We start from the raw sequence: 25,441 nt of genomic DNA on the forward strand, positions 1-25,441 counted from the left end.
CGGAAGGCGGATGTGAAGATGCCAGGTACCGCGAAACGGCGCACCCCGAGCCCTCAGTGGCTCCTGCTGGTGCCGGCGTTCGCACTGATCACCGTGATCCTGCTCGTCCCGCTCGGCCAGAGCCTGGTCCGCAGTGCCGGAAGTCCCGACTGGACGCTCCAGCACTACCAGACGCTCTTCACCGACGGGGTGACGCTGCGGGTGCTCGCCCGCACCGCGATGACGGCGGCCATGGTCACCGTCATCGCCTTTCTGCTCGGCTACCCGTACGCGTACCTGATGACCCGGGTCGGGCCGCGCCTGCGCGGCGTCCTCCTGGTGATCGTCCTGATCCCGTTCTGGACCTCGGTGATGGCCCGCAACTTCGCGTGGATCATCATCTTGCAGCGCAACGGGCCCGTGCACTCGTTCCTGGAGCAGTTCGGCCTGGACATCGTGCTCTACGGCACGGTCGGCGGGGTGACCATCGCGATGAGCCAGGTGCTGCTCCCGTTCATGGTGCTGCCACTGTTCAGCGCGCTCAGCGGCATCGACCGGCGACTGCTGCTGGCGGCGCGCGGTCTCGGCTCCCATCCGCTCGCGGCCTTCTGGAAGGTGTACTGGCCGCTGTCGCGGGGCGGTGTCGTGGCCGGGCTGATCCTCGTCTTCACGCTGAGCCTCGGCTTCTACGTCACGCCGGCCCTGCTGGGCTCACCGCAGCAGTCGCTCGTCGCGCAACTGCTCGGCCAGCGCACGACCCAGCTCCTCGACTTCGCCGGGGCCAGCGCGCTGGGAATGCTCGTGCTCGTCGTCACCCTCGTGCTCGTGGCCTGGGCGAACCGCCTCGGGGGCACGATCTCGGCTATCGGCGTCGTCGCCGCCACTCGTACGAAGGACCAGCCATGACCCGCGCGTTGAGTGACATCGAGACGGAGGCGGGCGAGCCGCCGGCGCCTCGCCCGCGCCGCACCCGTCGAAGCACGCGTGGGGTGGACCCGATCCCGTGGTGGCTGTTCGTCATCGTGTTCCTCGTCGGGCTGTACTTCATCCTCCCCACCCTGATCGTCATCCCGATGAGCTTCAGCTCCGCGACGACGTTCCAGTTCCCGCCGAAGGGCTTCTCGCTCAAGCTGTACGAGAACTTCTTCACCAACCCGGTGTGGCTGACCTCGCTGCGCAACTCGGTGCTGGTGGCCGTGCTCTCGGCCACGCTCGCGACAGTGGTCGGGACCGCCGCCGCACTGGGCCTGCACAACCTGACCGGGCGGCTGGCGCGTTTCGCGCGGACCGTCCTGATGATCTCGATCGTCACGCCGGCGATCGTCATAGCGGTGGCGGTCTACATCTCCTTCCTCAAGTGGCAACTCGTCGGGACCATCACCGGCTATGTGCTCGCGCACGCCGCGATCGCCGTGCCGTTCGTGCTGGTGTCGGTGACCAGCGCTCTCGGTGGGTTCGACCCGAAGCTGCTGCGCGCGTCCGCGTCGCTGGGCGCCCCGCCGCACCGGACCTTCCTGCGGGTGACGATGCCGCTGATCAGCCGGGGAATCATCACGGGCGCCATCTTCGCCTTCGTGACATCGTTCGACGAGGTCGTGATCGCCCTCTTCCTGCGCTCGCCGCTCTTTCAGACGCTGCCCGTGCAGATGTACAACAGCGTCACCGTCGAGATCGACCCGACGATCGCCGCGTCATCCAGCCTCGTGGTCACCGCGGTCACCATCATCTGCCTCGTCCTGCAGTTCGTGGGCAACCGAGGAAAGACCCGATAGGAGTTCGCATGCCTGCAACGCCGTCCCCCACTGTCGCGCACGCGCCCGCGTCCATCCCACCGCGGGCCGGTACGCAGATCCGCCTCAACGGTGTGACCAAGGACTACGGCCTGGCTATCCCCGCCGTGGCGGACGTCTCGCTCACCATCGAACCGGGCGAGTTCATGACGCTGCTCGGACCGAGTGGCTCCGGCAAGACCACGACGCTCAACCTCATCGCGGGATTCGAGACGCTCACCGCGGGGACGATCTCGTTCAACGGGGCCGACGTCAGCGCTCTGCCCCCGCACAAGCGCAACCTGGGGATGCTCTTCCAGAACTACGCGCTCTTTCCGCACATGACGATCGCGCAGAACGTCGCCTACCCGCTGCGCGAACGCCGGGTGCCCCGGGCCGAGATCGCGCGCAAGGTCGCCGAGGTGCTCGAACTCGTCCAGCTGACCGGCCGGGACGACAACTATCCGGCCCAGTTGTCGGGGGGTCAGCAGCAGCGGGTCGCGCTCGCCCGCGCCATCGTCTTCGGCCCGACCGCGCTGCTCCTCGACGAGCCGCTGGGGGCGCTCGATCGCAACCTGCGGTCCTCGTTGCAGATGGAGATCCAGCGGATCCACCGCGAGGTGGGCTCGACCTTCGTGTTCGTCACCCACGACCAGGAGGAGGCGATGAACCTGTCGGACCGCATCGCCCTCTTCAACGACGGCCACATCGAGCAGGTGGGCACGCCCGAATCGCTCTACGAGGCCCCGGAAACTCTCTTCACCGCGCGCTTCCTCGGCGACTCGAACGTCTTCGAGCTGTCGCAGGGCGTGGGCGACACCGCGGTGTGGGAGAGCAACGTCTGGGCGCTCGATCCCCGCACCGTGTCGGCGCGGGCGAGTGCCGGCGGGCGGGTCGCGCTGGTGGTACGGCCGGAGGACGTCCGCGTTGTCACCGATGCCGGCGCGGTGCCGGCCGGGGCGAACTCGGTGACCGCCACCATCCGGGACGTCGGCTACATGGGCTCCTACCGCACCGCCGTCCTCTCGCTCGGCCGGGGCGGGACTGTCGGACGCGCGAGGTTCGACGCGGCGCAGACGGACCTGAGCGTCGGCCAGTCGGTCGTCGCCTGGTGGCGTGTCGAGAAGCAGCGCGTCGTAGCCGCCTGATCGTTCACTAGGCGAACAGCGATCGACGTATTCCAAACATCTCGCCTGAACGGCCCTTGCAAACCCGCGCTCGCCCCGCCTAGCGTTCATATTACGAAGTCAAGACCCACACTTTGAACAATCACGGCTGACGAACGAACCTATACCGAAGGAAGTGACGATGGTGACCAGAACTAGTCGCGGCCTCGCGGCCATCAGCGCGATCACCGCCGTGGCCCTGCTGGCCGCCTGTGGCGGCGAGACGGCCGCCACGACGGACCCCAATGGGCCGGTGAAGCTGACCTTCGTCGCCTACGGCGGCGTCGGCCAGGAGGCGATGATCGAGCACTACCAGAAGCCCTACACCGCTGCGAACCCCAACGTCACGTTCGTCAACTCGTCACCCCCGGACGTCTCCCAGGTCAAGGCCCAGGTGCAGAGCAACTCCGTGCTGTGGGACGTGGTCGCGGTCGCCCCCGCGGCCGCCACCCAGAACTGCGGGACGCTCTTCGAGAAGCTGGACTTCTCCGCGGTCGACAAGAAGGACCTCGTCGAGGGGACCATCGGCGAGTGCTACATCGGCAACTTCATCAACGCGTCGCCGTTCGCGTACCGCACCGACGCGTTCCCGGACGCCGCCACGGCGCCGAAGACGATCGAGGACTTCTTCGACGTCCAGAAGTTCCCGGGCCGGCGCGGCATCCTCACCAACATCCAGAACGGCATCCTCGAATATCCGCTGCTCGCCGACGGCGTGGCCCCGAAGGACCTCTACCCGCTCGACGTCGACCGCGCGCTCAAGAAGCTCGACACCATCCGCAAGGTCACGACGTTCGCCCCGAACGTCGGTGCCCTGCAACAGGCGGTCGGCTCGAAGCAGGTCGACATGTTCCTGCTGGCCGACTCGCGACTCGTGCCACTGATGGAGGACGGCACGGACGTCACCGTCGTCTGGGACGTGACAGTCACCTCCATCAACGCCTTCGCCGTCCCGAAGGGTTCGTCGAACGTCGAGGCCGCACAACGGTTCCTGCCGCAGGTCGTGACCCCAGAAGCGGTCGCCGGCATCTCCGAGGCCCTCGGCACCGCGCCGGTGAACAAGGCCGCCAAGTCGAACCTGTCGCCGAACGCGAAAAAGGTCGAGGTCTATGGCCCCGCCAACACCGGCGAGACCGTCCTGCAGGACGTCGACTGGTACGCTGCCAACTTCAATGAGGTGACCACGAAGCTCACCAACTGGTTGGCGGGATGAAGCCGCTCCCCCACGGCTCACACTGAACCCTGAACGTTCCCCCTGTGAACTACGATTCAGCGATGGTGAACTTTGATCCGACCGATGCATCGAGTTCCGACATCCGGGCCGTTGCACGTGTCGGCCAGATCCTCGCGCTGTTCGGCCCTCGGGTCCTCGAGCTCACAGCGGCGGACGTTGCCGAACGCACCGGACTGAACCGCACCACGGCCTACCGGTACTGCGCGTCCATGGTGGCCGCCGGCATCCTCGAACGAGGTACCCGTCGAGGGACGTTCGCGCTCGGCGGGCTGATGCTGGAGTTGGGAATTCAGGCTCTGGGACGCCAGCGCATCGTCGAGATCGCCGGCCCCCACCTGCGGAAGCTGCGCACCGCCGTCCGCATGACGGCGGTGCTCAGCATCCGCGGCGCACAGGAGCCGGTGGTCGCCCTCGTCGAGGAGGACACGAGTCGGATGGTCGTGGTGACGGTGCACGCCGGCTCGAAGCTCGACATGACCGCAGCCCAGACCCACCTGTTCCTCGCGTACGCCGACCCGTCCGCGCTGGACGCCGCCGCCGCGGGAATGTCGGCGGTCGACCGCGCCCGGCTGGAGTCCGAGATCTACTCCGCCCGCCGGCAGGGGTTCAGCATCGCCCGGCACAGCGGCGGCCTGTTCGCCATGGCGGCGCCGGTCTTCGACGAGCAGGGAATGTGCGCCACCGTGGCAATCCTCGGGGCCGGGGAACTCGACCTGGCCACCGCACTCGAGCAACTCCTGGCAACCGCCACCGCGCTCAGCGACGAACTGAAGGCTCCAGGTGAAGGGCCACATGCCGACCTATGACGAACTCTCCTCCGCCGACCCACCCCACTCAAGTTGGGACGTCTTCGGCCGTGACGACGAACTGGGCACCATCAACCTCCTGACGCCGGAGCGCGTCGCGGCGGCCGCGCGACTGGTCCGCAGCGGCCGGAGGTTCAACCTCGACTACCCCGTCAACGCGTTCGACCCGTACCCCACCGGCACCCGTCCCGCCACCGCGCACCACGTGTTCGCCAACAACGAGTTCCACCGCGACGACTGGCTCGACTCGTTCTACCTCCAGTCGACGTCCCAGGTGGACGCGCTGCGCCACATCGGCCACCCGCGACACGGTTTCTACAACGGGCTCGCGGCCACCGACAACACGAGTGACTCGACCCGGCTGGGCATCCACAACTGGGCCGAGTCGGGCATCGCGGGACGGGGCGTGCTGCTGGACGTACCGCGCTTCTTCGCCGCGCACCGCCGCGAGTACGACTGCGAGACGACCGTCGTCCTCGACGCGCCCACCCTGGACGCCATCGCGGCGGACCAGGGCGTCCAGTGGCAGGGCGGTGACATCCTGCTGCTGCGCACCGGCTGGGCCGAGAACTACGTGTCGAAGTCGCGCCCGCAGCGCATCGAGTTCAACACCCGCAACAGGTCCCCCGGGCTGGCCCAACGCGAACAGACGCTGCGGTGGCTGTGGGACCACGAGATCGCGCTCGTCGCGAGTGACACGCCCGCCGTCGAGGCCGATCCCGTCATCGACTCGGATTTCCGGATGGCCGACGAACGCGCACCCGAGCGCGGAGTGAACCACAGCGGCATGCTGCACCGACCGTTGATCGCCCTGCTCGGCATGGCCATGGGCGAGCTGTGGAAGCTCGACCAGCTCGCCGCGAGCTGCGCGCAGGACGGCCGCTACGACTTCTTCCTGACCTGCAAGCCACTCAACATCCCGGGTGGGGTCGGCTCCCCGCCCAACGCGCTCGCCATCAAGTGAGTCGGCGACGGCGGGCGAAGCCGTGGGGTGACCTGCTCGGCGGTCAGGAGAGCCCGACCGGCACCCGGGCCGCCATCGGCCGACCTGCCAGGCGGCGCAGAGCGAGGTAGCCGACGCAGCCGAGGCAGAGGTCGAAGGCCGCGTTGAGGAACGCGGCGGCCAGTGCCGCACCGGTCGCGGCGAGACCGAGCGCCGGCACGCCGGCCAGGAACCCGATCGCCGCGACCACCACGAAGACCAGCCCGACGAGCTGCGCGAAGCGCACCGGGGCCGCCGGTTCGAGCTCGGTGGGCGCAGCGATCCGGGGTGCGACGACGGCGCGGTACAGCAGACCGTACAGGCCGAAGCGGGGATTGGCCGCCGTCACCGCGAAGATCACCGCCTGGACGGTCAGCAGCAGGGTCGAGCCGGTGATGAGGGCGACGGCGAGGACGGCGGTGGTGATGGCCGCGGCGAACCGGGGCGCACGAGGGTCGAGCAGCATGGGTGGGTTCCGTTCGGCGAGGACGCCGGGGCACGCGAGGGTGGGCCCGGCGGAGGCGAGAGGCGGCTCAGGCGGAAGGGAACGCCGGACAGAGACTCGCCGACAGCCGACCGTGGTCCACGATCCGCCGACGGATCAACGCGGTGCGCGTCAACGCGGTGCCGGTGGACACGGTGCCGGTCATCGCGCGGCTCCGCTGAGCAGCGGCCGGAGCCCGGCCATCAACTCGTCGCGGCCCGGCACCCCGGACACGCGCTGAACGATGCGGCCCTCGGCGTCCACCACCAGAACCGTCGGCGTACGCCAGATCGCGAGCTCGCGGACCTCGTCGAGGTGCCGCTCGGCGTCGATCTCCACGACGTGGACCCCGTCGACGCGGCCCTCGACCTCGGTCAGGAGGCGGCGGGTGGCCCGGCATGGGGCGCAGAACGCGGACGAGAACTGCATCAGGGTGACCGCCCCGGGGCGCGCCCCGAGCGCGGCGAGCACCGGCGACGCGGGATCGGGGCCAGAGTCGGCGAGCTGGCCTTCGCGGGCGACCGGGCGGATCCGGCCGTCGCGCCGGCGCCACCACCAGCCGAGGGCTGTCGCGAGGGTGAGCACGCCAACGACCACCATCAGGCCGGTCAGGTTGGTGTGCTGCACCGCCCAAGCCTGCCACAGTCCGAGGGCGGTCAGCCTCCGCCGTGTGGATGACCACACCACGTCGACCTGCCCACCGCCGGGAGCCGCCGACCAGCACCGGAAGTCGCCGACAAACGCTGGGGGTCGCCGCAAACGCCGGGAGCCGCCGACCAACGCTGGGGGTCGCCGGCCAACGCCGGGAGCCGCCGACCAACCCCGGGAGCCCGCCGACGAGCGCCGGGCCGGACGCCTGATGACGTCCGGCCCGGCGTGACCACCCGGCGTCTACAGCCGGGCGGCGCCCGCCTCGCTGGCCTCCCGCTCGGCCGAGGTACGCCGAACCTCCGCCCGCTGCTCGCCGGCTTCCTCGCGGTCCGGGTTCGCCACCCGGGCGGCTCGGTTGGTGGTCGCGGTCGCCTGGTCACCGGTCACGCCGCCACGGATCCGGTTGTTCTCGGCCACCTGGGCCGCCGGGTTGTTGGACGTCACCGTCAACTGGCCGTTGATGATGTTGTCGTCGACGGTGACGCCACCGGTGGTGCTGGTGATGCTGACGTCCCCGCCCCAGTAGCCGCCGGAGGCGCAGCTGTCGAGGCCGCCGTTCGGGCCGAGTTGCACACCGCCCAGGTTGCCGGCGAAGGTGGCCCGGCCCCGGACCGCACTGCCGCACACCACACTGCCGGTGGCGCTGTTCAGCACCGACAGCGTGCCGTCGACGAACGAGTCGTGCACGTCGGTGTAGTAGGTGCCGGTGCTGCTGAGGTTGCGCTGCACCTGGGTTCCACGGTCGAGCCGGACCTCACCGGCGCTCGCGTTGACATGCCCGGCGATCGTCGACCCCTCCACGAACAGGAAGCTGTCGATGGTCGCGGAACCCTTCGGTCGTACGGTCACGGTGCCGGTCTGGGCGTCGGAGAGGAAGACGCCGTACCCGCCGGCGGCCAGCACCACTGGGCCGTCGACGGTCGTGTCGGTGGCGTCGAGGTAGCCGTCGGCGGCGACGCGTACCTCACCGCTGACGCGGCCACCGGTGACCACCAGGTTGCCGCCGGCCGCGACGGTGACGTTGCCGGTGATCGTGGTGCCGGTCAGCGAGCAGGACTTGCCGGCCGGCACGAGCAGGTCGTTGGGGACGGTCACCGCGCCGCCGGTGCCGACGCAGTGGGTGACCAGGTCGGCGTGCGCGGTGGGCGCCACCGCGAACACCGAGGCGGCGACGACGGCGCTGACGGTGGCCAGCTTGACGACGGTACGTCTGGGCATCGTTGTACTCCCTGTCGGTGAGGTTCGGGGACTCATGCGCCGACGTCCGATCGGGCCGCGGCCCGGACGATGGCGCCCTGCTGCCGCCGGTCGAGCGTGCCGCCGGTCACGAGCGCGGCGGTGACCGCTTCGACGTGCCGGACGAACTGGGCGTGGCCGGGGTAGTCGGCGTGTTCGTCGATCAGATCGTTGATGGTGCAGCCGTCGCCGGTGTCGACGTTGGCCACCCCGGTGTCGTCGCCGTCGATGATCACCGTGGCCCGGGTGTCGGACTCGGGGCAGGCGTCGGTGCCGTCGGCCACCACGGTGAACGTCGTCGACTGCTCGGTGGAGGTGTTTCCGGCGGTGTCGGTCGCCCGGTACCGCACGGTGTGTGCGCCGGGGGCACGGACGACGACCGGGCTGGTGTACGCGGTCCAGGCCCCGGTGCCGAGCGCGTACTCGACCTTTGCCACGCCCGATTCGTCGTCGCTGGCGGTGACGGTGACTGTCGCGCCGCCGACGTACGCGCCGTCGTCGTTCTGGTCGCCGGCCACCGTGGCGGAGACCGTGGGTGGCGTGGTGTCCTCGGCTGGCGGCTCGACGACGGTGAAGTGCGCCATCTGCTCGGCCGACGTGTTGCCGGCTACGTCGGTCGCCCGGTAGTGCAGCATGTGCATCCCCACCGCGTTCACCACGATCGGATTCGCGTACGTGGTGAAGGCGCCCCCGTCCAGCGAGTACTCGATGCTCGCGACACCGGACTCCGCGTCGGTGGCGGTGAGCGTGGCGGTGGCCGTACCGATGTAGTTGCCGTCGCCGTCGCGGTCGCCGGACAGCGCGGCCGTGACCACCGGCGCGGTGGTGTCCTCCTCGGTCGGCTCGACGATCCGGAACGACACCGAGCCGACCGCACTGGTGTTGCCGGCCTGGTCGGTGGCGCGGAACTGCACCGCGTGGTCGCCGATCGCGGTGACGCGCACCGGCTGCGTGTACGGGTGGAAGCTGGTGTCGTCGACCTGGTATTCGATCGTGTCCACCCCCGAGTCGGCGTCGGTGGCCGTCACGGTCACCGTCGCCGCACCGAGGTAGCTGCCGGCCTGGTCGCGGTCGCCCGACACGGCGGCGGTGACCGTCGGCGGCGTGGTGTCGCCGCCACCTCCCCCGTCGGTGACCACCAGTTCACCGACCATCTGGCCGTGGCCCGGAATGGAGCAGAAGTAGCGGTAGCGGCCCGGGGTCAGCGTCACGGTCGCCTGGTGTCGCCCGTCGTTGGCGTCGAACGGGCTGGCCAGGATGTTCAGCGTGACGTCGTGGTTGTAGCCGTCGGTGGTGGTGTCGAAGGTCAGGGTGTGCGGCATCCCGGTGGTGTTGCCGGTGGCCGCGCTGTTCTCCCAGATGATCGTCGTCTGGCCGGCCGCCGCCTGGGCGGGCGCGGACTTGTAGCGGGTGATGTCGTCGTCGGCGGTCCAGGTCAGCACCTGTTCCGCGGCGCGTGGCGCGGCGGTGGCGGGCGTCGCGGCCCACGGGATCACCGTGAGCAGGAGCGCCGCCAGCGCGGCCGTCAGTCGTCGGGGCATCGTCTCTCCTAGAGTTCGCGCACGCGGATATTGCGGAACTCGGTCAGGTCGTTGTCACCGTGGTTCTGCAGGCCGATGAAGCCGCGCAGGAACTGCCGCAGATCGGTCGGTGGGTCGCCGGCGCGGGAGGACTGTTTGCCCGGCGTGTTGTCGAACTCGTTGATCACCACACCGTTGCGGATCATGGTGTAGTGCTGGCCGACCGCGCGGATCTCGTAGTCGTTCCACTGGTTCTTCGGGGTGACGCCGGCCTGGGCCAGCGGCACGGGGTCGAAGTTGTAGACCGAGCCGGTCTTCTGCGGCTCACCGGTCTCACCGTCATAGATCTGGATCTCGTGTCCGCAGTAGATCGCCATCCACGCCGGCGAGGTCCGGGCCGATCCGACAGTGCCGCAGCTGCCCGGCGGGCGCTGCTCCAGGGGGGTCCGCAGGTCGGGGAACCGGATGAAGACGCCGGTGTTGGCCCGACCCGCGCCGGGCGCGATGTCGCGGAACTGCACCTTCAGGGAGAAGTCGCCGAGTTCCTTGGTGTGCCAGAGCATGCCCAGGCCACCGCTGGAGCGCAGCGCCCCGTCCGGCTGGATGCCGAACGACCCGGTCGGCGCCTGTTGCCACCCGCGGAGCGACTCCGCGGTGCCGTCGTAGAGTGGCTCGTACCCGGTGTGTCCGTCCCGACCGATCTCCGACGCGGCGGCCAGGCGGGTGAGGGTGCCGGACTCGCGGGCATTGAGCAGCTCGTCGTCCTGAAGCGCGCGGGTCACGGCTGTCACGTGTCGGACGAAGCTGTTGTGGTCGGCCCAGGTGCTCTCGTCGTCGATCAGGTCGTTGATGGTGCAGCCCTGCCCGACCGTGCGGTTGGGCACCTTGCTGTCGGTGTCGTCGAGCCACACGGTTTGCCGACCGTCCGGCACCGCGCAGCCCACCGTGACCGTGGACTGCACCGTCGCCGTCTCACCGTCGGCGTACGTGACGGTCAGTTTGGCGGTGTAGGTGCCGACCTTGGCGTACGTGTGCCGGGGGTTCGCCTCGGTCGACGTGGTGCCGTCGCCGAACTCCCAGCGGTGGCTGACGCCGCCGGAGCGGGAGCCGTCGAAGGCGATGGTCAGGGGCTTGTTCTGCACGGCGACCGAGTTGGCCGTCGGTGCCGGAGTGGGCGCGCCACCGGTGTAGGTGATCCGGATCAGCTTCTGGTTGGGGTGCAGGCTGAAGAACCCGCCTCCGTAGTCCAGCAGGTAGAGCGCGCCGTCCGGGCCGAACGTGGCGTCCATCCAGCTCTGTAGACGGGTGTCGCCGTTGCCGCTGGGAATGATGGCCCGCAGCGTCTCGGCGTACACCGGCGGGGTTGCCTGCGGCACGCCGGCGGGGTCGACGGTGACGGCGACCCGGTTGTTGGCGTTCGACTGGTCGCCGATGAACCACTTCTCGTCCCAGTACTCCGGCCAGGCCACGCCGCTGTTGGTGTCGACGCGGTCGCGGTGGTAGGTCGGGCCGGACATGATGGCCTGCCCGCCGCCGCGCAGGTAGGGCTGGGTGTAGGTGGCGTCGGCCGCGACGTAGGTCGGCAGGCCACTGCCGTCTGTCCTCTTCGGGAAGACCGGTCCCCCGCCGTCGGGCGAATACCAGATCATGTTGTCCCGGGCCGCCGGGATGTCCACCAGACCGGTGTTGCGGGGAGACTCGTTCTTCAGGTTGTCGCAGTCGTACCAGCCGGTCAGCACTGTCGCGTCGGTGTTGCTGCGGTCCCGGTACGGCTGCCGGTTGCCCATGCAGTACGGCCAACCGTGGTTGCCGGCCGAGGTGATGATGGTGGCGGTCTCGTACTTGGCCGGGCCGAGGGTGGGGCTGGGCGACGAGGCGTCCGGGCCGACCCAGCCGGCCGTCAGCCACTGGTGCTCCGGGTCGACCTGCAGTCGGGCGATGTTGCGCACGCCCATCACGTAGATCTCCGGACGGGTCTTCTCGGTGCCCGGTGGGAACAGGTTGCCCTCCGGGATGGTGTACGTGCCGTCCGCCTCCGGGTGAATCCGGATGATCTTGCCGGCGAGGTCGTTGGTGTTACCCGACGTACGACGGGCGTCCTGGAACGAGATCCCCTGGTACTCCTGGGTCCAGTTGTTGCCGGAGTAGCCCTGCGACCCCTCGGAGGAGTTGTTGTCGCCGGAGCCCACGTAGAGGTTGCCCTTGGCGTCGAACGCCATGCCGCCACCGGCGTGGCAGCAGCTGTGGATCTGCACCGGGAACTCCAGCAGATCCTTGCGGGTGCCCTGGTCGATGGTCTGCGCCTCGCGGTCGTAGGTGAACCGCGAGATGGTGCGCTGCCCGACCCGCTTCACCCGGTCGATCGAGTCGTGCGGCATCCAGTAGACGTAGAGCCAGTCGTTCTCGGCGAACTTCGGGTCGGGCACGATGCCGAGCAGACCCTCCTCGTTCTTCACCAACTCGGAGCCACTGCCCCGGTTGCCCATCACCTCCAGGGTGGTGAGCAGCTTGGCCTGCTTGGTGCGCGGGTCCCACGAGTGGATGGTGCCGCAGCCCTTACCGACGTTCGGGTTGTTCCAGTCCGCGATCGGGCCACTCGGGCAGGCCGCCTTGCCGACGTAGAAGACCGTGCCGTCGGGGGCGGTGGTCAGCCCGTGCGGCTCACCGATCTGGTCCAGCTGACCGGTCTGGTTGGCCGCGGTGAGTCGCTCCACCTTGTAGTTCGACGCGATCGTGGCCTGGCAGTCGCCGCGGACGCGGCCGGTGGTCCAGTTGAGGGCGCCGGTCAGGTGCGCGCGGAACGCCTCCTCGCCGTAGCTGCCCTCGGTGTGGCCCATGCCGGTGTAGAACGACCGGCCTCCGTCGTAGTCCCGGCACCAGGACACCGGGTGGAACGGGCCGTTGGCGCCCGGTCCCGGGTTGTAGTGCCGCTCCTCGACCTGGGCGAGGGTGTGCACGGTGCCGATCGGGTTCGGGTCCCAGTTGTCCCAACGGTCCGACCGGGTGATCGTCATCGGCAGGGACTCGGTGGCCGGGTGCTGGCGGTCCAGGATGTTGACCACCGCCTGGTTCACCGGTGGGATCTGCGGCGCGCTGGTGTCGCCGGTGAAGAGCCGCAGGTCGGCGAGCTGGATCAACGGCTCCCCGCTGTTCGCGGTGATGTTCAGCCGGAAGTGCGTGAACTCCCGCGGGGTGGTGATGTCGAAGCGGCGGGTCTGGAACCGCTCCGGGAAGACCTGACCGGTGCGCCGGTCCAGGTCGGTCCAGCTCTGGCCGTCCGCCGAGCCCTGGAGCGTCCAGTCCTTCGGGTCGCGGCCGGTGAAGTCGTTGGCCGACGTCAGCGCGTACCCGGTGATGCGCTTGGGCGCGCTCAGCTCGTAGGCCACCCAGGCCGTCGGGGTGCGGACCAGCCACTTGGTGTTGGAGTCGCCGTCGGTCAGCTTCTCCTTGGTCTCGGTCGGTGGGTTCTCGCCGCTGGCGGTCACCCGGGCGACCGGCTCGGCCACCGGGATGGCACCCGCCGGGCGGGTGCCGATCAGGCCGGTGAACCAGGCCGAGTCGACCTGCGCGCGGGCGGCGTCGGCGATGCCGACGAAGCCGCCGCCGGCCTTCATGTAGCTCTGTAGCGCCGACTCCTGGTCGCGGTTGAGCGCGGCGCCCGTCGCGGAGAGAAAGACCACGCTGCGGTACGCGGACAGCCCGGCCGCAGTGAAGACGCTCGGGTCGGTGGTGGTGATGACATCGATGTCATGACCGGCGCCAAGTTGCCGGATGGTGTCCGCGGCGCGTGCCACCGGGTCCTGCTGCTCGGCCACCGGCCCGTGGAACACGAGGACCGCGGTCTTCGGTGACTGCGCCGCCTGCGGTGCCGCCGCCGTTCGCGGTGCGGCTGCCGCCGTCGTCGCCGGGATCAGTGTCACGATGGCCGCTACCGCGGCGAGTGCTCGTCGAATGTGTCTGGTCATGCCCGTCCCCACTCTCGGTTTCGGTCAGCTGCCATGCGTGTGGGTGTGGCCCTGGAACCGGTGGATCGCCTCCTCGGCGCCCGGCGGCATGCTGCCGTCGGCGTTGCGCACCAGGAAGATGCCGGCCATGCCGCCGTCGGAGTGGGACTGCACGTGGCAGTGGTACATCCACGCGCCGGGCCCGACGCCCTCTCCGGCGAGGACCTGGAAGCCGAAGGAGCTGCCCGGGTTGAGGTCCTTGTTGTCGATCACGAGGCTCGGATCGGCCGGGCCTTCCAGCATGCCGGTGCGGTTGTCCGCCCAGCGGTGGGCATGCAGGTGGAAGGTGTGGAACAGGTTTCCGTGCCCGATGGCGATCCACTCCACCCGCTGGCCCAGGTTCGCCTCGAACATGGGCGTGGCCGGCGCCATCCTGTTGTTGATCGTCATGTCGTGGAACACGGCGGTGAACTGCTTGTCCGGCAGGATGTCGCCGCGCCGCCGGACGATCAGCGCCCCGTACAGGCCCTTCGCCACCCCGGCGGTGCCGTGGTCGGTGCCCATGGCGTGATCGTGGTAGTGCCAGTAGCCGGCGCTGCCCGGCATGAACCGCCGGCCCGTCGCGGCGAACATCTCCCGCGAGCGCCAGACGTACGTGCGCGTCTCACCCGGGTTGTTGAACGAGGCGTTGAGCGGGCTGCCGTCCGAGTCGGTGCTGTAGTCCACCCCGTGTGGATGGATGGACAACCGCTGGTTGGTGGTGTTGACCAGCGTGATCTCCAGGGTGTCACCCTCGTAGATCTCCAGCACCGGCCCCGGCACGGTGGCCTGACCGGGTGCCAGCCCGTACCCGAACAGGTTGCCGGGCAACTGCTCGGCGTAGATGGTGACCTTCTTCGTGACGCCGGAGGCGGCCTGTGCGGGGCTACCTCCGAACGCGGTGCCGATCGCTGGCGCGGACGCGCCCAGCGCCCCGGCGGCCAGCGCCCCGGTGGCGATCAGCGATCGGCGGGACAGTTGGCGGTGGGAGCCAACGGCATGATCGTCCATGGGTCTCCGTTCCCGACCGGGCGAAGACGCGACGAGGGCAGGGTGCAGCAACCGCCGAGCACAGGGCGGAGGCACGACTGAGGTGAGGCTCGTCGCGGGCTTTGCTCGGAAGACTCAGAACTTTCGGTGGATGACAGCAACTTATGTAATCCATCGACGAAAGTACAGGGTCTGATTGCAAAAAGATTACCTTGACATCACGGCAACCATCGATTGACAGAAACCTGCGACGCAGGCCGGGGCACGCCTCAGCCCGTCACGCCGCGCGTGATCCGCTCAACATCGCCGATGTGGCGGCATCCCGAAGGCGCGGCACACCACTTCGGCGATGTGGCGGCATCCCGAGCGCGCGATACCCCCACATCGGCGATGTGGGGGATCCGGAGCGCGCGATACCCCCACATCGGCGATGTCGTGTCGATCATGGGGGCGACGGCCGAGCGGCCCGACCGGGGTCCGGCCGAGGGCGGTCCGGGGCGGCCCGGCGTGGGCGTCAGAGGTTCCGGCGTGGGCGTCAGAGGTTGTGGCGGTTGTCGGCCGGGAGGCTGGGAGCCGCGGGCGGCTCGGGCGACTGGGCGGGCTGGCCAAGCTGCGCGACGTGGGTCGGGTCGAGGACCCGGGAGAGGAACGCGCGGGTCCGTTCGTGCTTCGGCGCGCCGAGCACCTCGTGCGGCGGGCCCTGCTCGACCACCACACCGCCGTCCATGAAGACGACCCGGTCGGCGACGTCGCGGGCGAACGCCATCTCGTGGGTGACCACCATCATCGTCATGCCGTCCTCGGCCAGCTTGCGCATGACGGTGAGCACGTCGCCGACCAGTTCCGGGTCGAGCGCGGAGGTCGGCTCGTCGAAGAGCATCAGCTTGGGCTCCATCGACAACGACCGGGCGATCGCCGCCCGCTGCTGCTGCCCGCCCGAGAGCTGCGCCGGGAACGCGTCGGCCTTGTCGGTCAGCCCGACCCGCTCCAGGTTGGCCCGCGCGATCCGCTCGGCCTCGGCGCGACCGCGCCGCAGCACCCGCCGCTGCGCGATGGTGAGGTTGTTCAGCACGGTCAGGTGCGGGAACAGGTTGAACGACTGGAACACCATGCCGATGCCACGGCGTACCGCGTCGATCTCGACATCCGGGTCGGTCATCTCGACGCCGTTCACCCAGATCTTGCCGGCGGTCGGCTCCTCCAGGAGGTCGACGCAGCGCAGCAGCGTCGACTTGCCGGACCCGGACGGCCCGATGACGCAGACCACCTCACCCTGGCCGACCTCGAAGTCGATGCCCTTGAGCACTTCCAGTGGCCCGAAGGATTTGTGCAGGTCGCGGATCTCGACGGCGGGGCGGGGCGGCGTGGTCATCATGCGGGTCACCGGGCCTTGGCGTAGCGGAGTTCGAGGCGTCGTACCACCTGGGACAGGGGCAGGGTGATGACCAGGTAGGCGAGACCGGCCACCAGCAGCGGAGTGGCGTTCACCCGGTCGTTCAGCATGTCCCGGCCGAACTTGGTGATCTCGATGGTCTGTGCCGTCACGCCCAGCACGTAGGCCAGCGACGAGTCCTTGGTGAGCAGGATGAGTTCGTTGGTCAGCGGCGGGATGACGATCCGGAACGCCTGCGGGATGACGATCGTTCGCATGGCGGTGAAGTGCGACATGCCGAGGGTGCGGGCCGCCTCCATCTGCCCCTTCGGCACTGCCTGGATGCCGGCCCGGATGGTCTCGGCCATGTAGGCCGCCGCGGTCAGACCGAGGCCGATCGCGATCGAACCGAACACGCCTCCCGGAATCTCGCGCTCCGGAAAGGCGATCGGGATGCCGTACCCGACGAGGAAGAGCACCAGCAGCGCCGGCAGACCCCGGAACAGCTCGATGTACGCCGTCGCCACCCAGCGGTACGGCGCCACCCGGGACAGCCGCATCAGCGCGAGGATGGTGCCGAACACGAGGCCGAAGGCGAACGCGCCAAGCGTGTAGAGGACGGTGTTTCGCAGCGCGACGGTGATGATCGTCGGGAACATCGACTCGATGATGTCGACGCGGAAGAACGCGTCCTTCAGCCTGCCCCAGTCGGCGGCGTAGGCCACCGCGGCGATGATGGCGATGAAGACCAGGTACTGGAGCCCGAGGGACAACCGCTCCCGCTGGCGGCGTCGCAGCTTCACGTTCGCTCGTTGCCTTCCCGGAGGTTATCGACGAGGAGGGCGCGCGGGACGCGCACCCTCCTGCACTGCGCTTCGATCAGGCGCTCGGACGCTTGCCGATCCACTTCTCGTAGACGGTGTCGTACGTGCCGTCCTGCTTGGCCTTGGCCAGCGTCTCGTTGATCTTCTTGAGCAGCTCCGGGTTGCTGTCCTTCTTCACCGAGAACCCGTACTGCTCGCCGGTGTCGAACTCGGCGGCCACCTCGAACCCACCCGGGTTCTTCTTCAGGTACTCGGTCCAGACCGGCAGGTCGTTGATGGCGGCCTCGACCTGACCGTTGGCGACGGCCTGCTGCAGGGCGGCGAGATCCTCGAACTCGACGAGCTGCAGGCCCTTCTCCTTCTCGAACTTGCGGGCGTAGTCCCGGCCCGTGGTGGACGCCTGGACGCCGAGCTTGCGGTCCTTGAGGTCGTCGAGCGACTTGTACGGCTTCCCGGTCTTGACCAGCAGCGCCTGAGTGGCGTCGAAGTACGGGTCGGAGAAGTTCATCACCTTCTGCCGTTCCTCGGTGATGGTCATGCCGGCGGCCGCCGCGTCGCACTTGCCGGTGTTCAGGTCCTGGCCGGACTTGATCCCCTCGAACGGGGTGTCGACGATCGTCTGCTCGACGCCCAGCTCCTTGGCGACGAGGTCCATCACCTCGACGTCGAACCCGGTCACCTTGCCGCTGGCGTCCTTCGACTGGAACGGCGGGTACGGCAGGTGGGTGCAGACGGTCAGCTTGCCGGCCTGGACCAGCTTGACCCCGCTCGCCTGGACCTCGCTGTCGTCCTTCTTGGCGCAGCCCGCGCTCAGGGCGAGGGCGGTGATCGCCACGACGAGGCCGGCCTGCCGGACTGCGCTCTGGAACCTCACGACGGTGTCCCTCCGGTTCGGCTGCCCCTGTGACAGGCAGCCAGGTTGGTGCGAAGACGAGTTTCGACACGGGGACGGTACTCGCCTCGACGAGGCGTATCCAAGATCACACCGGACGGGTGAGGCAACCGTCACAGCAGCGGGCCCGGCACCCGGACGGCGGCGCCCCGGGGTACGTCGGCCATCGGCGATCAGCGGTTGAGTAACCGCCCAACCTCGAACGAGTAAGGGAGTGGGGCCGGACGACACGGCACGACGCCATCAGCTGCGAGAAGATCACATCAGGGCCGAGCGCCGCACGCGGAGCACCACAGGACCGAGGGGGGCACCTCCGATGTCGGACACTACTCCCACGACGCCCCAGATGGCGTTCGCGCAGTTCGTTCGCCAGGCCGTCGAGGACGCGCGGGATCAACGCGGTTGGACGGTGGGCGACATCGCGCGACACACCGGCATCAGCCGCTCGACGCTGTTCCGCTGGCTCGCCGGCGACTGGCAGCGCTATCCGGAGCTGGCGAAGGTACGCAGCCTGTGCGCCACGCTCGGGCTCTCCATCGCCGCCGCGATCCGGCCGCTCGCGATGGCGGGCACCGCCGCCCCAGCCAGCCCTCCGGCGGCGCTCAGGCAGGTCGAGGCGGACATGGGCAGCATCCGCGAACGGCTGCTGGACGAGTCCGTCCCCGCCGCGGACAAGCGCCAGATCCGCGCCCTGCTGCACCGCCTGGCCCGCCGAGACGTACCGCTGAACGCTCGGCCGTCATCGGCGGCGCAGGTCGTCCGCCGCAACGCCCCGCCCCAGCCTCGGGTGTCACGTCTGTAACCTCCGGGTGCCGCGGGCCGCACGGGTCAGTGGGCGGTGCCGCCCGCCCGAGCGGGGCCGGCCCCGGAGGGCCGGTGACCGATGCGGGGCGCCCGCACCACCGAGTTGTTGCCCGACGCCGGGCGGAAGTCCCGTGCCGCCGAGGCCACCATCTCGTCCGGATCACGCTCCAGTGCCTGGCGGATGTGCGGCGGGACGACCTCGGAGGTCGCCATCGCCAGTCGGACCTGCACCGAACGGTCGTCGACGAGGCGTTCCAGATCCGCCTCGTCGAGTTCCACCGAGCGGACCAGCGCGGCACGGACGTCGACCACCGGGTCCGTGGCCAGTGCGCTGCGCTGCGCGGCGGTGGTCCGCCGGTTGCGAGCGAGCCCCTTGCGGACGCGTCCGGTGCGGTCGGCCATCAGCGCGGTGATGACGTCCGGGTCGTGGGTGTGGGTGGCGAGTCGCTCCCGCACCTCGGGTGAGACGTCGTCGACCAGCCGGGCCGCCAGGTCGGGCTCCAACTCGCGGCTCTCGGCGAGGAGGCCACGAAGCTCCTTGTCGGGTGCCTCGGCCATGGCCCGGCGTACCGACTCGTCGCACGCCGGGTTGCCGGCCACTGCCCAGCGGACCCACCGGTCCGCGTCCTTGACGAGACGCAGGAGGTTGCCGACCGACGTCGACGGGTTCCTCGCCACCGCCTCCCGGACATGACGATCATGGTCCCGGGCCAGTGGTCGCAGGGCCTGCGCGGGCGCGTCGCTCCGACCGGCGACCGCCTTGCGGACCACGGGCGACGGGTCGGACGCCAGGTCGATGAGGGTCATCTGTGACGTCGCCGGGTCCTGCGCCACGCCGAGGCGCGCATCACCACCGGTCGCACCGGGGGCGCTACCGCCCGGCTCGTTGTGCCGGTCGGATCCGCCGACGTGCTGCTGCTTGCCCATGCGCGCAATCATGGCACGAGCCGATCGGGGCACCGTCGCTCAGTGATCCTCGCCGCTGAACAGCCCAGGATGACCGAAGAGCCCCGGCAGACCGCCGGTGTGCAGAAAGACCACCCTGCCGCCGCGCGGGAAGCTGCCGGCCAGCAGCGCCGCCATCGCCCGGCCCGTGTACGTCGGATCCAGGAAGACCCCCTCCGCCCGGGCGGTCGTCGCCAGCGCCGCCCGCACCCCGTCGGTGAGGGTGGCGTAACCCGCACCCACCTGCGAGCCGTCGATCCGCAGCGCTGCCGGCTCGACCTCGCCGGCGAGCAGGCCGGCGACTGTCGCCCGAGGGTCGGGCAGGGCACCGACGTCCACCCCGACCACCCGCTCTGCGCCCAGTTCGCGTACGAGCCCGGCCATCGTCCCGCCCGAGCCGAGCGCCACCACGACCTCCGCCCCGTCGATGTCCGGCAGCTGGGCGCGCAGCTCCCGGCCGCAGTCCACGTACCCCTGGACCGATGCGGGTGAGGTGCCACCGAAGGGGATGGCCCACGCCGACCGCCGCTGCGCCTCGACCGCCAACACCTCGGCGAGCGGGCTGTCGCCGGCCCAGACGATGTCGGCACCCGCCAGTTCGTCGAGCAGCAGGTTCCCCCGCCGGTCGGTCGGGGGCGAGCCGGCGAGCACCAGCACGCAGGCCAGGCCGAGCCGCGCGGCCGCCGCGGCGGTCAGCCGTGCGTGGTTGCTCTGCGGCGCGCCCGGCGTGATCACCGTGGTGGCGCCGGCGGCGACCGCCTCGGCGCAGGTGTAGCGCAGCTTGCGGACCTTGTTGCCGCCGCCGCCGAGCCCGCCGAGGTCGTCACGCTTGAACCACAGCTCGTCCAGCCCCAGCCGGGCCGCGAGCCGGGGCGCGGCCTCCAGCGGAGTCGGCCACGTGCCGAGGGAAACAGGTGCGATCATGCCGACAGCTAATCACCGCGCCGGCCCTCGGGGGACGCCCCCCGCCCTCAGCGCGGACGCGGGGCCACCAGGCCGCACTCGTACGCGATGACGACGAGTTGGGCGCGGTCCCGCGCGTGCAGCTTGGCCATGGCCCGGTTGACGTGTGTCTTCGCGGTTAGCGGGCTGATCACCATGCGGTCGGCGATCTCGTCGTTGGAGAGGCCCCGCGCGACGAGGGCGACGGTTTCCCGTTCCCGGTTGGTCAGCCCGGCCAGACCGGCGTGGGCACGCAGGTGGAGCGGCTCGGTGACGTACCTGTCGATGAGCCTGCGGGTGATCGACGGTGCGAGCAGCGCGTCGCCGCGTGCGGCGACGCGGACGGCGTGCAGGAAGTCCTCCGGCTCGATGTCCTTGACGAGGAACCCTGCGGCACCGGCGCGCAGCGCGTGGAAGACATGTTCGTCCAGGCCGTAGTTGGTCAGGATGACGACGTGCACCCCGACCAGGGCCGGGTCCGCGGCGATGAGCCGGGTCGCCTCGATGCCGTCCATGACCGGCATCTGGATGTCGACGAGCGCGATGTCGGGCAGGTGCTCCCTGGCCAGGGCCAGGCCCTGCCGGCCGTCGGCGGCCTCGCCCACCACCTCGATGTCGTCCTCGACGTCGAGGAGCGCGCGGAAGCCGCTGCGCAGGAGCGGCTGGTCGTCGACCAGCAGGACGCGGATCACGAGGTCGGCCCGACCGGGAGTTCGGCGTGGACGGTGAAGCCGCCTTCGTCACGGGGTTCGGCGCGGAGCCGACCGCCGAGGGCGGTGACCCGTTCGCGCATTCCGAGCAGCCCCACGCCGGGCGTCGGCGTCGTGCCGACCGTGGCCGTGCCGTCGTCGTCGACGCGGATGGCGAGAGCGTCCGGACGGTAGTCGACGCGGACCGACGCCGTCGCGGCAGCGGCGTGCCGGGCGATGTTGGTGAGGGACTCCTGAACGATCCGGTAGGCGGTCCGGTCCACCGCGGCCGGTACGTCGTGTCGCTGCCCCTCGATCGTCAACGTCGCGTCCAGGCCGGCCATCCGGGCCCGCTCCACCAGCTCCGAGAGGTGGTCGAGCCCGCGCTGCGGGTTGCCGCCATCCTCGCGCAGCGCCTCCAGGGTCGCCCGCAGCTCACGGCTCGCCTCACGGCCGGCCTCCCGGATGGCGAGCAGCGCCTCCGGCACCGCCTCACCCCGCCTGCGGGCCAGGTGGACGGCCACCTCGGCCTGCACTTTGATGATCGAGATCTGGTGGGTGAGCGAGTCGTGCAGCTCCCGCGCGATGTGCAGCCGCTCTTCGTCGGCGCGGCGGCGCGCGGCCTGCTCCCGGGTGCGTTCGGCTTCGTCGGCCCGCCGCTCGGCCTGCCGCAGCGCCTCGCCCGCGGCGGCGGCGGCGACCAGCCACGCGAGCTCAAGCGCGCCCCTGGCCCGCGTGAGTGCCTCGCCCACCGGCAGGTGGTGCGGTGGGGCCAGGGCCGCGAGCGGCAGGGCGACCAGCATCAGCACGGCCGCGACGATCGTGACGGCGCGATGCCCGGCCCGTACGGCGGCGTACACCGCGAACAGGAAGGCGACGGTGGGCACATCGAACCCGACCGCCTGGTAACCCACCCCGCACATCCCGCTGACCGCCAGGACGGCGACGGGAGCGTGACGGCGCGCGGCCAGAGCCAGACCGCTGGCTGCCAGCAGCGCGAGACCGAGCAGGTCCAGGGAGATGCGGGAGCGGTCCTCGGAGAGCCCGGCGGCCAGCAGCGCCGCCGCCACGCACACGGCGATTCCGATGTCCCGGACGCCTGGCCGTCCCGTGCTCATGCCGGAACGGTAGCCCCGGGCACGTCACCCGCGACTCCCCCTGGCGGACGAGCCACCACTACCGCGCCTGCGGTAGCGCGTGCGGCGCCCGCCCCGTCCGCAGCAGCCGGGTACGCCCTCGGCGGCAGCCGAAAGCGCGTCCGGCTGCCGGACGACCGGCGGCCTGCCCGGCGACAGGATCAGACCACAACGCCGTACGACGAAGGAGTGGAACATGAACGCGCCAAGGAACCCGAAGTCCGCCCGGCTGGTGGTCGCCGCCGTCGCGTCCGCGCTGTCCGGCGTGGTCGTGCTCGCCGCTCCGGTGGCCGCGTACGCGTCGGACCAGCAGGCCGCCGCCAGCGTCACCACCATGAGCGGCGGGCGCGTCGGCGCCTCCGTGGCAGCGGTGCTGGGCCTGGCCGGCGTCATCGTCGGCGCGCTGTCACTGGCCCGTCCCGGAAGTCGCCTCGGCACCGGCAACGGCCGGCTCGGTGCCACCATGGCCCTGGCGGCGGGGCTGATCGGCATGGCGCTCGGTGCCCTGGTGGTGGTCACCTCGGACAGCGGGATCGGCACCGGCAACGGGCGAGGCGGGGCCTACGTCGCCCTGGTGGTGGGCGTGCTCGCCCTGGGCCTCGGTGTTCTCGCGCTCAACCGCTCCCGGCGCACCGGCTGACGTGCCAGGCGCCGGGTGTGGTCATGGGCGGGCCTGGTTCTGCCGCAGGGCCTCCTCGAGCTGGTCCTCCAGGATGATGATGCGGCAGGCGGCTTCCAGCGCCGTGCCCTGGTCGACCATCTCCCTGGCCCTCGCGGCCAGCCGCAGTTGATAGCGGGAGTAGCGGCGGTGCCCGCCGGCCGAGCGTTGCGGGTCGATCAGCTTCGCCTCGTCCAACCTGCGTAGGAACTCCTGGGTGGTGCCGACGATCTCGGCGGCACGGCCGATCGTGTACGCGGGGAAGTCCTCGTCGCCGAACATGTCCTCGGGTCCTTGGCCCATCTGACCTCCATGTCGAGGGCCCCGGCGCTGATGCGCCGGGGCCCAGGGTTATGGGTTTGAACACCATCTACCGACGAGAACGTCGGCTTGTCCTTTCCGCACCAGCCTGCTGTGCAGGCAACGGGTGCGAGGATCGCATAAGCGTGACCGGAGACCACCTCTCGTTCGATGGAAACTGCGGTGTCCGCCCGGCCCGAACAGCGGCCGGTAGCGGGCGATCCAACGGTGTGGAACCCTCCCTTTCCTCTGCTTCCATTGCCTGAACTGCTCGCCCGCGTGGAGGCCCCACGCAACTTCGTGGCCCCACACGTCGGCGACGAACTGTCAGCTGGAGCCCTGAACGTGCCTCGGCCCCACCTGCGACGCCCCGTCACATCGACCGGAGCTTGCCTATCCGCACTGCCGTGCGGGCGAAAGCGGCGATGTGCGCCGGCTCTCAGCCCGCTGCCCGTCTCGTGCGACGAGCCCGTCCGCGTCTTTACGTTCCTCTGCTGTCAACGAGAGATACCTTAACCGACCCTGCCGAGAATATCTACGACAACGGGCACAAGTTTTTTTTCTTCCTGTTGCGCGCTGCGGCGGGTGGTGACGTCGCACCGGCAGCAGCGCTATCACGGCCGCGCCGTCGCCCGGTCCGGACCGGTGTCCTATGGTCTGGCGGGGAGGTGCGGTGGCGATCGAGGACTGGGCCGGTGGCAGGCGTTTCCACGCCGGCCGGCGTTACCTGAACGACCGGATACGTCTCGCGGTCGATGCCCTGGAACACCTCGTCGGCGGGCTGAGCACGTCACTCCTGGCGCTCGGTGGGCTTGCCCATGTCATCGGCATCGGATTCCTCCTCCCGTCGCCCACCCTGCGGATGGTGCGGGCGGTCGCCAACCGTGAACGGGACCGCCTGTCCCGCTGGGGTCCGAGGGTCATCGATCCCGGGCCGGTGCCGGCCGGACTGCGCGTGGCGTTGCGGGACTACGCCGTGCGGCGGGAGTTGGGCTGGCTGGCGGTACACGCCTTCGCCGGCTTCCTGATCGGCCTGCTCGCCCTCGTCATCGCCCTGTACGCGCTGCAGGGCGTCACGTTCCCATTGTGGTTCTGGCTGCTGCCGCCCGGCTCCACCGGGCCAGGGTTGCTGACCTGGCGGATCGACGGGTTCCTGGACGCGCTCGGGGCGGGAGTTCTGGGCATCGGCTGGCTGGCCGTCGGCCTGGCCGTCGGGCCGGGAATGGCCCGCCTCCAGGCGTGGCCCGGCCGTCGTCTGCTGGCGCCACCCCCCGGCGCCGACCTGTCGCTGCGGGTGGCGCAACTGACCGCCACCCGCGCTGCCGCGCTGGACGCCCACGCCGCGGAGCTGCGCCGCATCGAACGGTCACTGCACGACGGGACACAGAACCGGCTGGTGGCGGTCAACGTGCTGATCGGCGCGGCCCGTCGGGCGCTGACCCGGGATCCGGACTCGGCGGCGGCCGTTCTGGAGCGTGCCCAGGACGCCGCCGAGCAGGCGCTGGCCGAGTTGCGTACCGTCGTGCGCGGCATCCTGCCGCCGGTGCTGGCCGACCGTGGCCTGGCCGACGCTCTCGGCGGCCTGGCCGCCGGCAGCGCCGTGCCGTGCCGGCTCGACATCGACGTGCCCGGCCGGTGCGCAGCCTCCGTCGAGGCCACCGCCTACTTCGTCGTAGCCGAGGCGCTGACCAACGTGAACAAGCACAGCGGCGCCACGTCCGTCACCGTCACGGCCCGGCGGGAGAGCGCACAGATCCTGCTGCGGGTGAGCGACGACGGCCACGGTGGCGCCGCTGAGCGCGACGGTTCCGGGATCGCCGGCATCCGCCGGCGGGTCGAGGCGTACGACGGACGGTTCTCGCTGATCAGCCCGCCCGGCGGGCCGACGACGATACAGGTGGAGCTGCCATGCGGATCGTGATCGCCGAAGACGATCCCCTGCTGCGCGAAGGGCTGGCCCTACTGCTGCGGGCCGAGTCGCTCGACGTGGTCGCCACCACCGACTCGCCGGGCCCGTTCCTGGCAGCCGTCTGCTCGTACGCCCCGGACGTCGCCCACTTCCTGTCCACGGCGCACTGA

General features: G+C 70.3%; 22 protein-coding genes and 2 pseudogenes. 10 read left to right on the plus strand and 14 right to left on the minus strand.

Features of this window, described 5'->3' with window-relative positions; translation table 11 throughout:
- Positions 1-18 precede the first annotated feature (18 nt).
- From ABZ808_RS07705 to ABZ808_RS07730, 6 genes are all read left to right on the plus strand, one after another.
- The gene (locus tag ABZ808_RS07705) at positions 19-885 is read left to right on the plus strand and encodes an ABC transporter permease (RefSeq protein WP_357002315.1); all 867 of its coding nucleotides are present in this window, start codon (positions 19-21) and stop codon (positions 883-885) included.
- Positions 882-1,751, plus strand: a complete 870-nt coding sequence (locus ABZ808_RS07710) for an ABC transporter permease (RefSeq protein WP_357002317.1) — start codon at positions 882-884, stop codon at positions 1,749-1,751. Before ABZ808_RS07705 ends, ABZ808_RS07710 begins: the two co-directional genes overlap by 4 nt.
- A gap of 8 nt (positions 1,752-1,759) precedes the next feature.
- Positions 1,760-2,896: an ABC transporter ATP-binding protein gene (locus ABZ808_RS07715; protein ID WP_357002319.1), complete on the plus strand. Its 1,137-nt coding sequence runs from the start codon at positions 1,760-1,762 to the stop codon at positions 2,894-2,896.
- Positions 2,897-3,056: 160 nt separating this feature from the next.
- A complete protein-coding gene (locus ABZ808_RS07720; protein WP_357002321.1) occupies positions 3,057-4,127 on the plus strand; it encodes an extracellular solute-binding protein in 1,071 nt (356 codons plus the stop codon).
- Positions 4,128-4,189: 62 nt separating this feature from the next.
- Positions 4,190-4,954 carry a helix-turn-helix domain-containing protein gene (locus tag ABZ808_RS07725; RefSeq protein WP_357002323.1) on the plus strand — a complete coding sequence of 255 codons (765 nt, stop codon included), beginning with the start codon at positions 4,190-4,192 and terminating at the stop codon, positions 4,952-4,954.
- Complete coding sequence (locus ABZ808_RS07730; RefSeq protein ID WP_357002325.1) at positions 4,941-5,918, plus strand: cyclase family protein; 978 nt, start codon at positions 4,941-4,943, stop codon at positions 5,916-5,918. Before ABZ808_RS07725 ends, ABZ808_RS07730 begins: the two co-directional genes overlap by 14 nt.
- Positions 5,919-5,961: 43 nt before the next feature.
- Here ABZ808_RS07730 and ABZ808_RS07735 read toward each other — a convergent pair whose 3' ends face one another.
- From ABZ808_RS07735 to ABZ808_RS07775, 9 genes are all read right to left on the minus strand, one after another.
- Positions 5,962-6,402 carry a DUF4395 domain-containing protein gene (locus ABZ808_RS07735; RefSeq protein ID WP_357002327.1) on the minus strand — a complete coding sequence of 147 codons (441 nt, stop codon included), beginning with the start codon at positions 6,400-6,402 and terminating at the stop codon, positions 5,962-5,964.
- Positions 6,403-6,582: 180 nt separating this feature from the next.
- A complete protein-coding gene (locus ABZ808_RS07740; RefSeq protein WP_357002328.1) occupies positions 6,583-7,047 on the minus strand; it encodes a thioredoxin family protein in 465 nt (154 codons plus the stop codon).
- Positions 7,048-7,311: 264 nt separating this feature from the next.
- Positions 7,312-8,289, minus strand: coding sequence for a hypothetical protein (locus ABZ808_RS07745; protein WP_357002330.1), 978 nt, complete (start codon positions 8,287-8,289; stop codon positions 7,312-7,314).
- Between the two features lie 32 nt (positions 8,290-8,321).
- The gene (locus ABZ808_RS07750) at positions 8,322-9,848 is read right to left on the minus strand and encodes a plastocyanin/azurin family copper-binding protein (protein WP_357002332.1); all 1,527 of its coding nucleotides are present in this window, start codon (positions 9,846-9,848) and stop codon (positions 8,322-8,324) included.
- 8 nt (positions 9,849-9,856) lie between these two features.
- Positions 9,857-13,792 (minus strand): ThuA domain-containing protein, encoded by a 3,936-nt coding sequence (locus ABZ808_RS07755; protein ID WP_357002334.1) that lies wholly within the window; start codon positions 13,790-13,792, stop codon positions 9,857-9,859.
- Positions 13,793-13,816: 24 nt separating this feature from the next.
- Positions 13,817-14,821, minus strand: coding sequence for a multicopper oxidase domain-containing protein (locus ABZ808_RS07760; RefSeq protein ID WP_357002336.1), 1,005 nt, complete (start codon positions 14,819-14,821; stop codon positions 13,817-13,819).
- A gap of 514 nt (positions 14,822-15,335) precedes the next feature.
- Entirely contained in the window at positions 15,336-16,175 is an 840-nt protein-coding gene (locus ABZ808_RS07765) for an amino acid ABC transporter ATP-binding protein (protein ID WP_357002820.1), read from the minus strand.
- A gap of 5 nt (positions 16,176-16,180) precedes the next feature.
- On the minus strand, positions 16,181-16,975 hold the full coding sequence (locus ABZ808_RS07770; RefSeq protein WP_357002338.1) for an amino acid ABC transporter permease: 795 nt from the start codon (positions 16,973-16,975) through the stop codon (positions 16,181-16,183).
- A gap of 76 nt (positions 16,976-17,051) precedes the next feature.
- Positions 17,052-17,870: a basic amino acid ABC transporter substrate-binding protein gene (locus ABZ808_RS07775; protein WP_357002340.1), complete on the minus strand. Its 819-nt coding sequence runs from the start codon at positions 17,868-17,870 to the stop codon at positions 17,052-17,054.
- 334 nt (positions 17,871-18,204) lie between these two features.
- Between ABZ808_RS07775 and ABZ808_RS07780 the strand changes: the two are divergent.
- A pseudogene (locus tag ABZ808_RS07780) lies at positions 18,205-18,609 on the plus strand (helix-turn-helix transcriptional regulator); the annotation flags it as partial.
- A gap of 107 nt (positions 18,610-18,716) precedes the next feature.
- On the opposite strand, the gene ABZ808_RS07785 reads toward ABZ808_RS07780, so the two are convergent.
- Genes ABZ808_RS07785 through ABZ808_RS07800 form a run of 4 tightly spaced genes read right to left on the minus strand, consistent with a single transcriptional unit; the run spans position 18,717 to position 22,386 of the window.
- Positions 18,717-19,619, minus strand: a complete 903-nt coding sequence (locus ABZ808_RS07785) for a hypothetical protein (RefSeq protein WP_357002342.1) — start codon at positions 19,617-19,619, stop codon at positions 18,717-18,719.
- Between the two features lie 39 nt (positions 19,620-19,658).
- Positions 19,659-20,561 (minus strand): pyridoxal-phosphate dependent enzyme, encoded by a 903-nt coding sequence (locus ABZ808_RS07790; protein ID WP_357002344.1) that lies wholly within the window; start codon positions 20,559-20,561, stop codon positions 19,659-19,661.
- Between the two features lie 47 nt (positions 20,562-20,608).
- Positions 20,609-21,271 (minus strand): response regulator transcription factor, encoded by a 663-nt coding sequence (locus tag ABZ808_RS07795; RefSeq protein WP_357002346.1) that lies wholly within the window; start codon positions 21,269-21,271, stop codon positions 20,609-20,611.
- Positions 21,268-22,386, minus strand: a complete 1,119-nt coding sequence (locus ABZ808_RS07800) for a histidine kinase (protein WP_357002348.1) — start codon at positions 22,384-22,386, stop codon at positions 21,268-21,270. Before ABZ808_RS07800 ends, ABZ808_RS07795 begins: the two co-directional genes overlap by 4 nt.
- Before the next feature lie 214 nt (positions 22,387-22,600).
- Between ABZ808_RS07800 and ABZ808_RS07805 the strand changes: the two genes are divergently transcribed.
- Complete coding sequence (locus ABZ808_RS07805; RefSeq protein ID WP_357002350.1) at positions 22,601-23,044, plus strand: DUF6223 family protein; 444 nt, start codon at positions 22,601-22,603, stop codon at positions 23,042-23,044.
- A 21-nt stretch (positions 23,045-23,065) separates the two neighbouring features.
- On the opposite strand, the gene ABZ808_RS07810 is transcribed toward ABZ808_RS07805, so the two are convergent.
- The gene (locus ABZ808_RS07810; RefSeq protein ID WP_357002353.1) at positions 23,066-23,365 is read right to left on the minus strand and encodes a MerR family transcriptional regulator; all 300 of its coding nucleotides are present in this window, start codon (positions 23,363-23,365) and stop codon (positions 23,066-23,068) included.
- 670 nt (positions 23,366-24,035) lie between these two features.
- Between ABZ808_RS07810 and ABZ808_RS07815 the strand changes: the two genes are divergently transcribed.
- Positions 24,036-25,283 (plus strand): sensor domain-containing protein, encoded by a 1,248-nt coding sequence (locus tag ABZ808_RS07815; protein ID WP_357002355.1) that lies wholly within the window; start codon positions 24,036-24,038, stop codon positions 25,281-25,283.
- Positions 25,271-25,414 (plus strand): annotated as a pseudogene (locus ABZ808_RS07820) (DNA-binding response regulator); the annotation flags it as partial. The gene ABZ808_RS07815 and the pseudogene ABZ808_RS07820, both read left to right, overlap by 13 nt.
- Between the last annotated feature and the right edge of the window lie 27 nt (positions 25,415-25,441).

The sequence above is a fragment of the Micromonospora sp. NPDC047527 genome (genome assembly GCF_040643015.1).
Lineage (GTDB): Bacteria > Actinomycetota > Actinomycetes > Mycobacteriales > Micromonosporaceae > Micromonospora.

Coding starts and splice junctions, on each gene's coding strand:
- ABZ808_RS07725 (WP_357002323.1), top strand. CDS start 4,190: ATGGTGAACTTTGATCCGACCGATGCATCGAGTTCCGACATCCGGGCC.
- ABZ808_RS07760 (WP_357002336.1), bottom strand. CDS start 14,821: ATGGACGATCATGCCGTTGGCTCCCACCGCCAACTGTCCCGCCGATCG.
- ABZ808_RS07705 (WP_357002315.1), top strand. CDS start 19: ATGCCAGGTACCGCGAAACGGCGCACCCCGAGCCCTCAGTGGCTCCTG.
- ABZ808_RS07715 (WP_357002319.1), top strand. CDS start 1,760: ATGCCTGCAACGCCGTCCCCCACTGTCGCGCACGCGCCCGCGTCCATC.
- ABZ808_RS07785 (WP_357002342.1), bottom strand. CDS start 19,619: ATGGGCAAGCAGCAGCACGTCGGCGGATCCGACCGGCACAACGAGCCG.
- ABZ808_RS07810 (WP_357002353.1), bottom strand. CDS start 23,365: ATGGGCCAAGGACCCGAGGACATGTTCGGCGACGAGGACTTCCCCGCG.
- ABZ808_RS07755 (WP_357002334.1), bottom strand. CDS start 13,792: ATGACCAGACACATTCGACGAGCACTCGCCGCGGTAGCGGCCATCGTG.
- ABZ808_RS07745 (WP_357002330.1), bottom strand. CDS start 8,289: ATGCCCAGACGTACCGTCGTCAAGCTGGCCACCGTCAGCGCCGTCGTC.
- ABZ808_RS07735 (WP_357002327.1), bottom strand. CDS start 6,402: ATGCTGCTCGACCCTCGTGCGCCCCGGTTCGCCGCGGCCATCACCACC.
- ABZ808_RS07720 (WP_357002321.1), top strand. CDS start 3,057: ATGGTGACCAGAACTAGTCGCGGCCTCGCGGCCATCAGCGCGATCACC.
- ABZ808_RS07710 (WP_357002317.1), top strand. CDS start 882: ATGACCCGCGCGTTGAGTGACATCGAGACGGAGGCGGGCGAGCCGCCG.
- ABZ808_RS07790 (WP_357002344.1), bottom strand. CDS start 20,561: ATGATCGCACCTGTTTCCCTCGGCACGTGGCCGACTCCGCTGGAGGCC.
- ABZ808_RS07750 (WP_357002332.1), bottom strand. CDS start 9,848: ATGCCCCGACGACTGACGGCCGCGCTGGCGGCGCTCCTGCTCACGGTG.
- ABZ808_RS07765 (WP_357002820.1), bottom strand. CDS start 16,175: ATGATGACCACGCCGCCCCGCCCCGCCGTCGAGATCCGCGACCTGCAC.
- ABZ808_RS07800 (WP_357002348.1), bottom strand. CDS start 22,386: ATGAGCACGGGACGGCCAGGCGTCCGGGACATCGGAATCGCCGTGTGC.
- ABZ808_RS07805 (WP_357002350.1), top strand. CDS start 22,601: ATGAACGCGCCAAGGAACCCGAAGTCCGCCCGGCTGGTGGTCGCCGCC.
- ABZ808_RS07730 (WP_357002325.1), top strand. CDS start 4,941: ATGCCGACCTATGACGAACTCTCCTCCGCCGACCCACCCCACTCAAGT.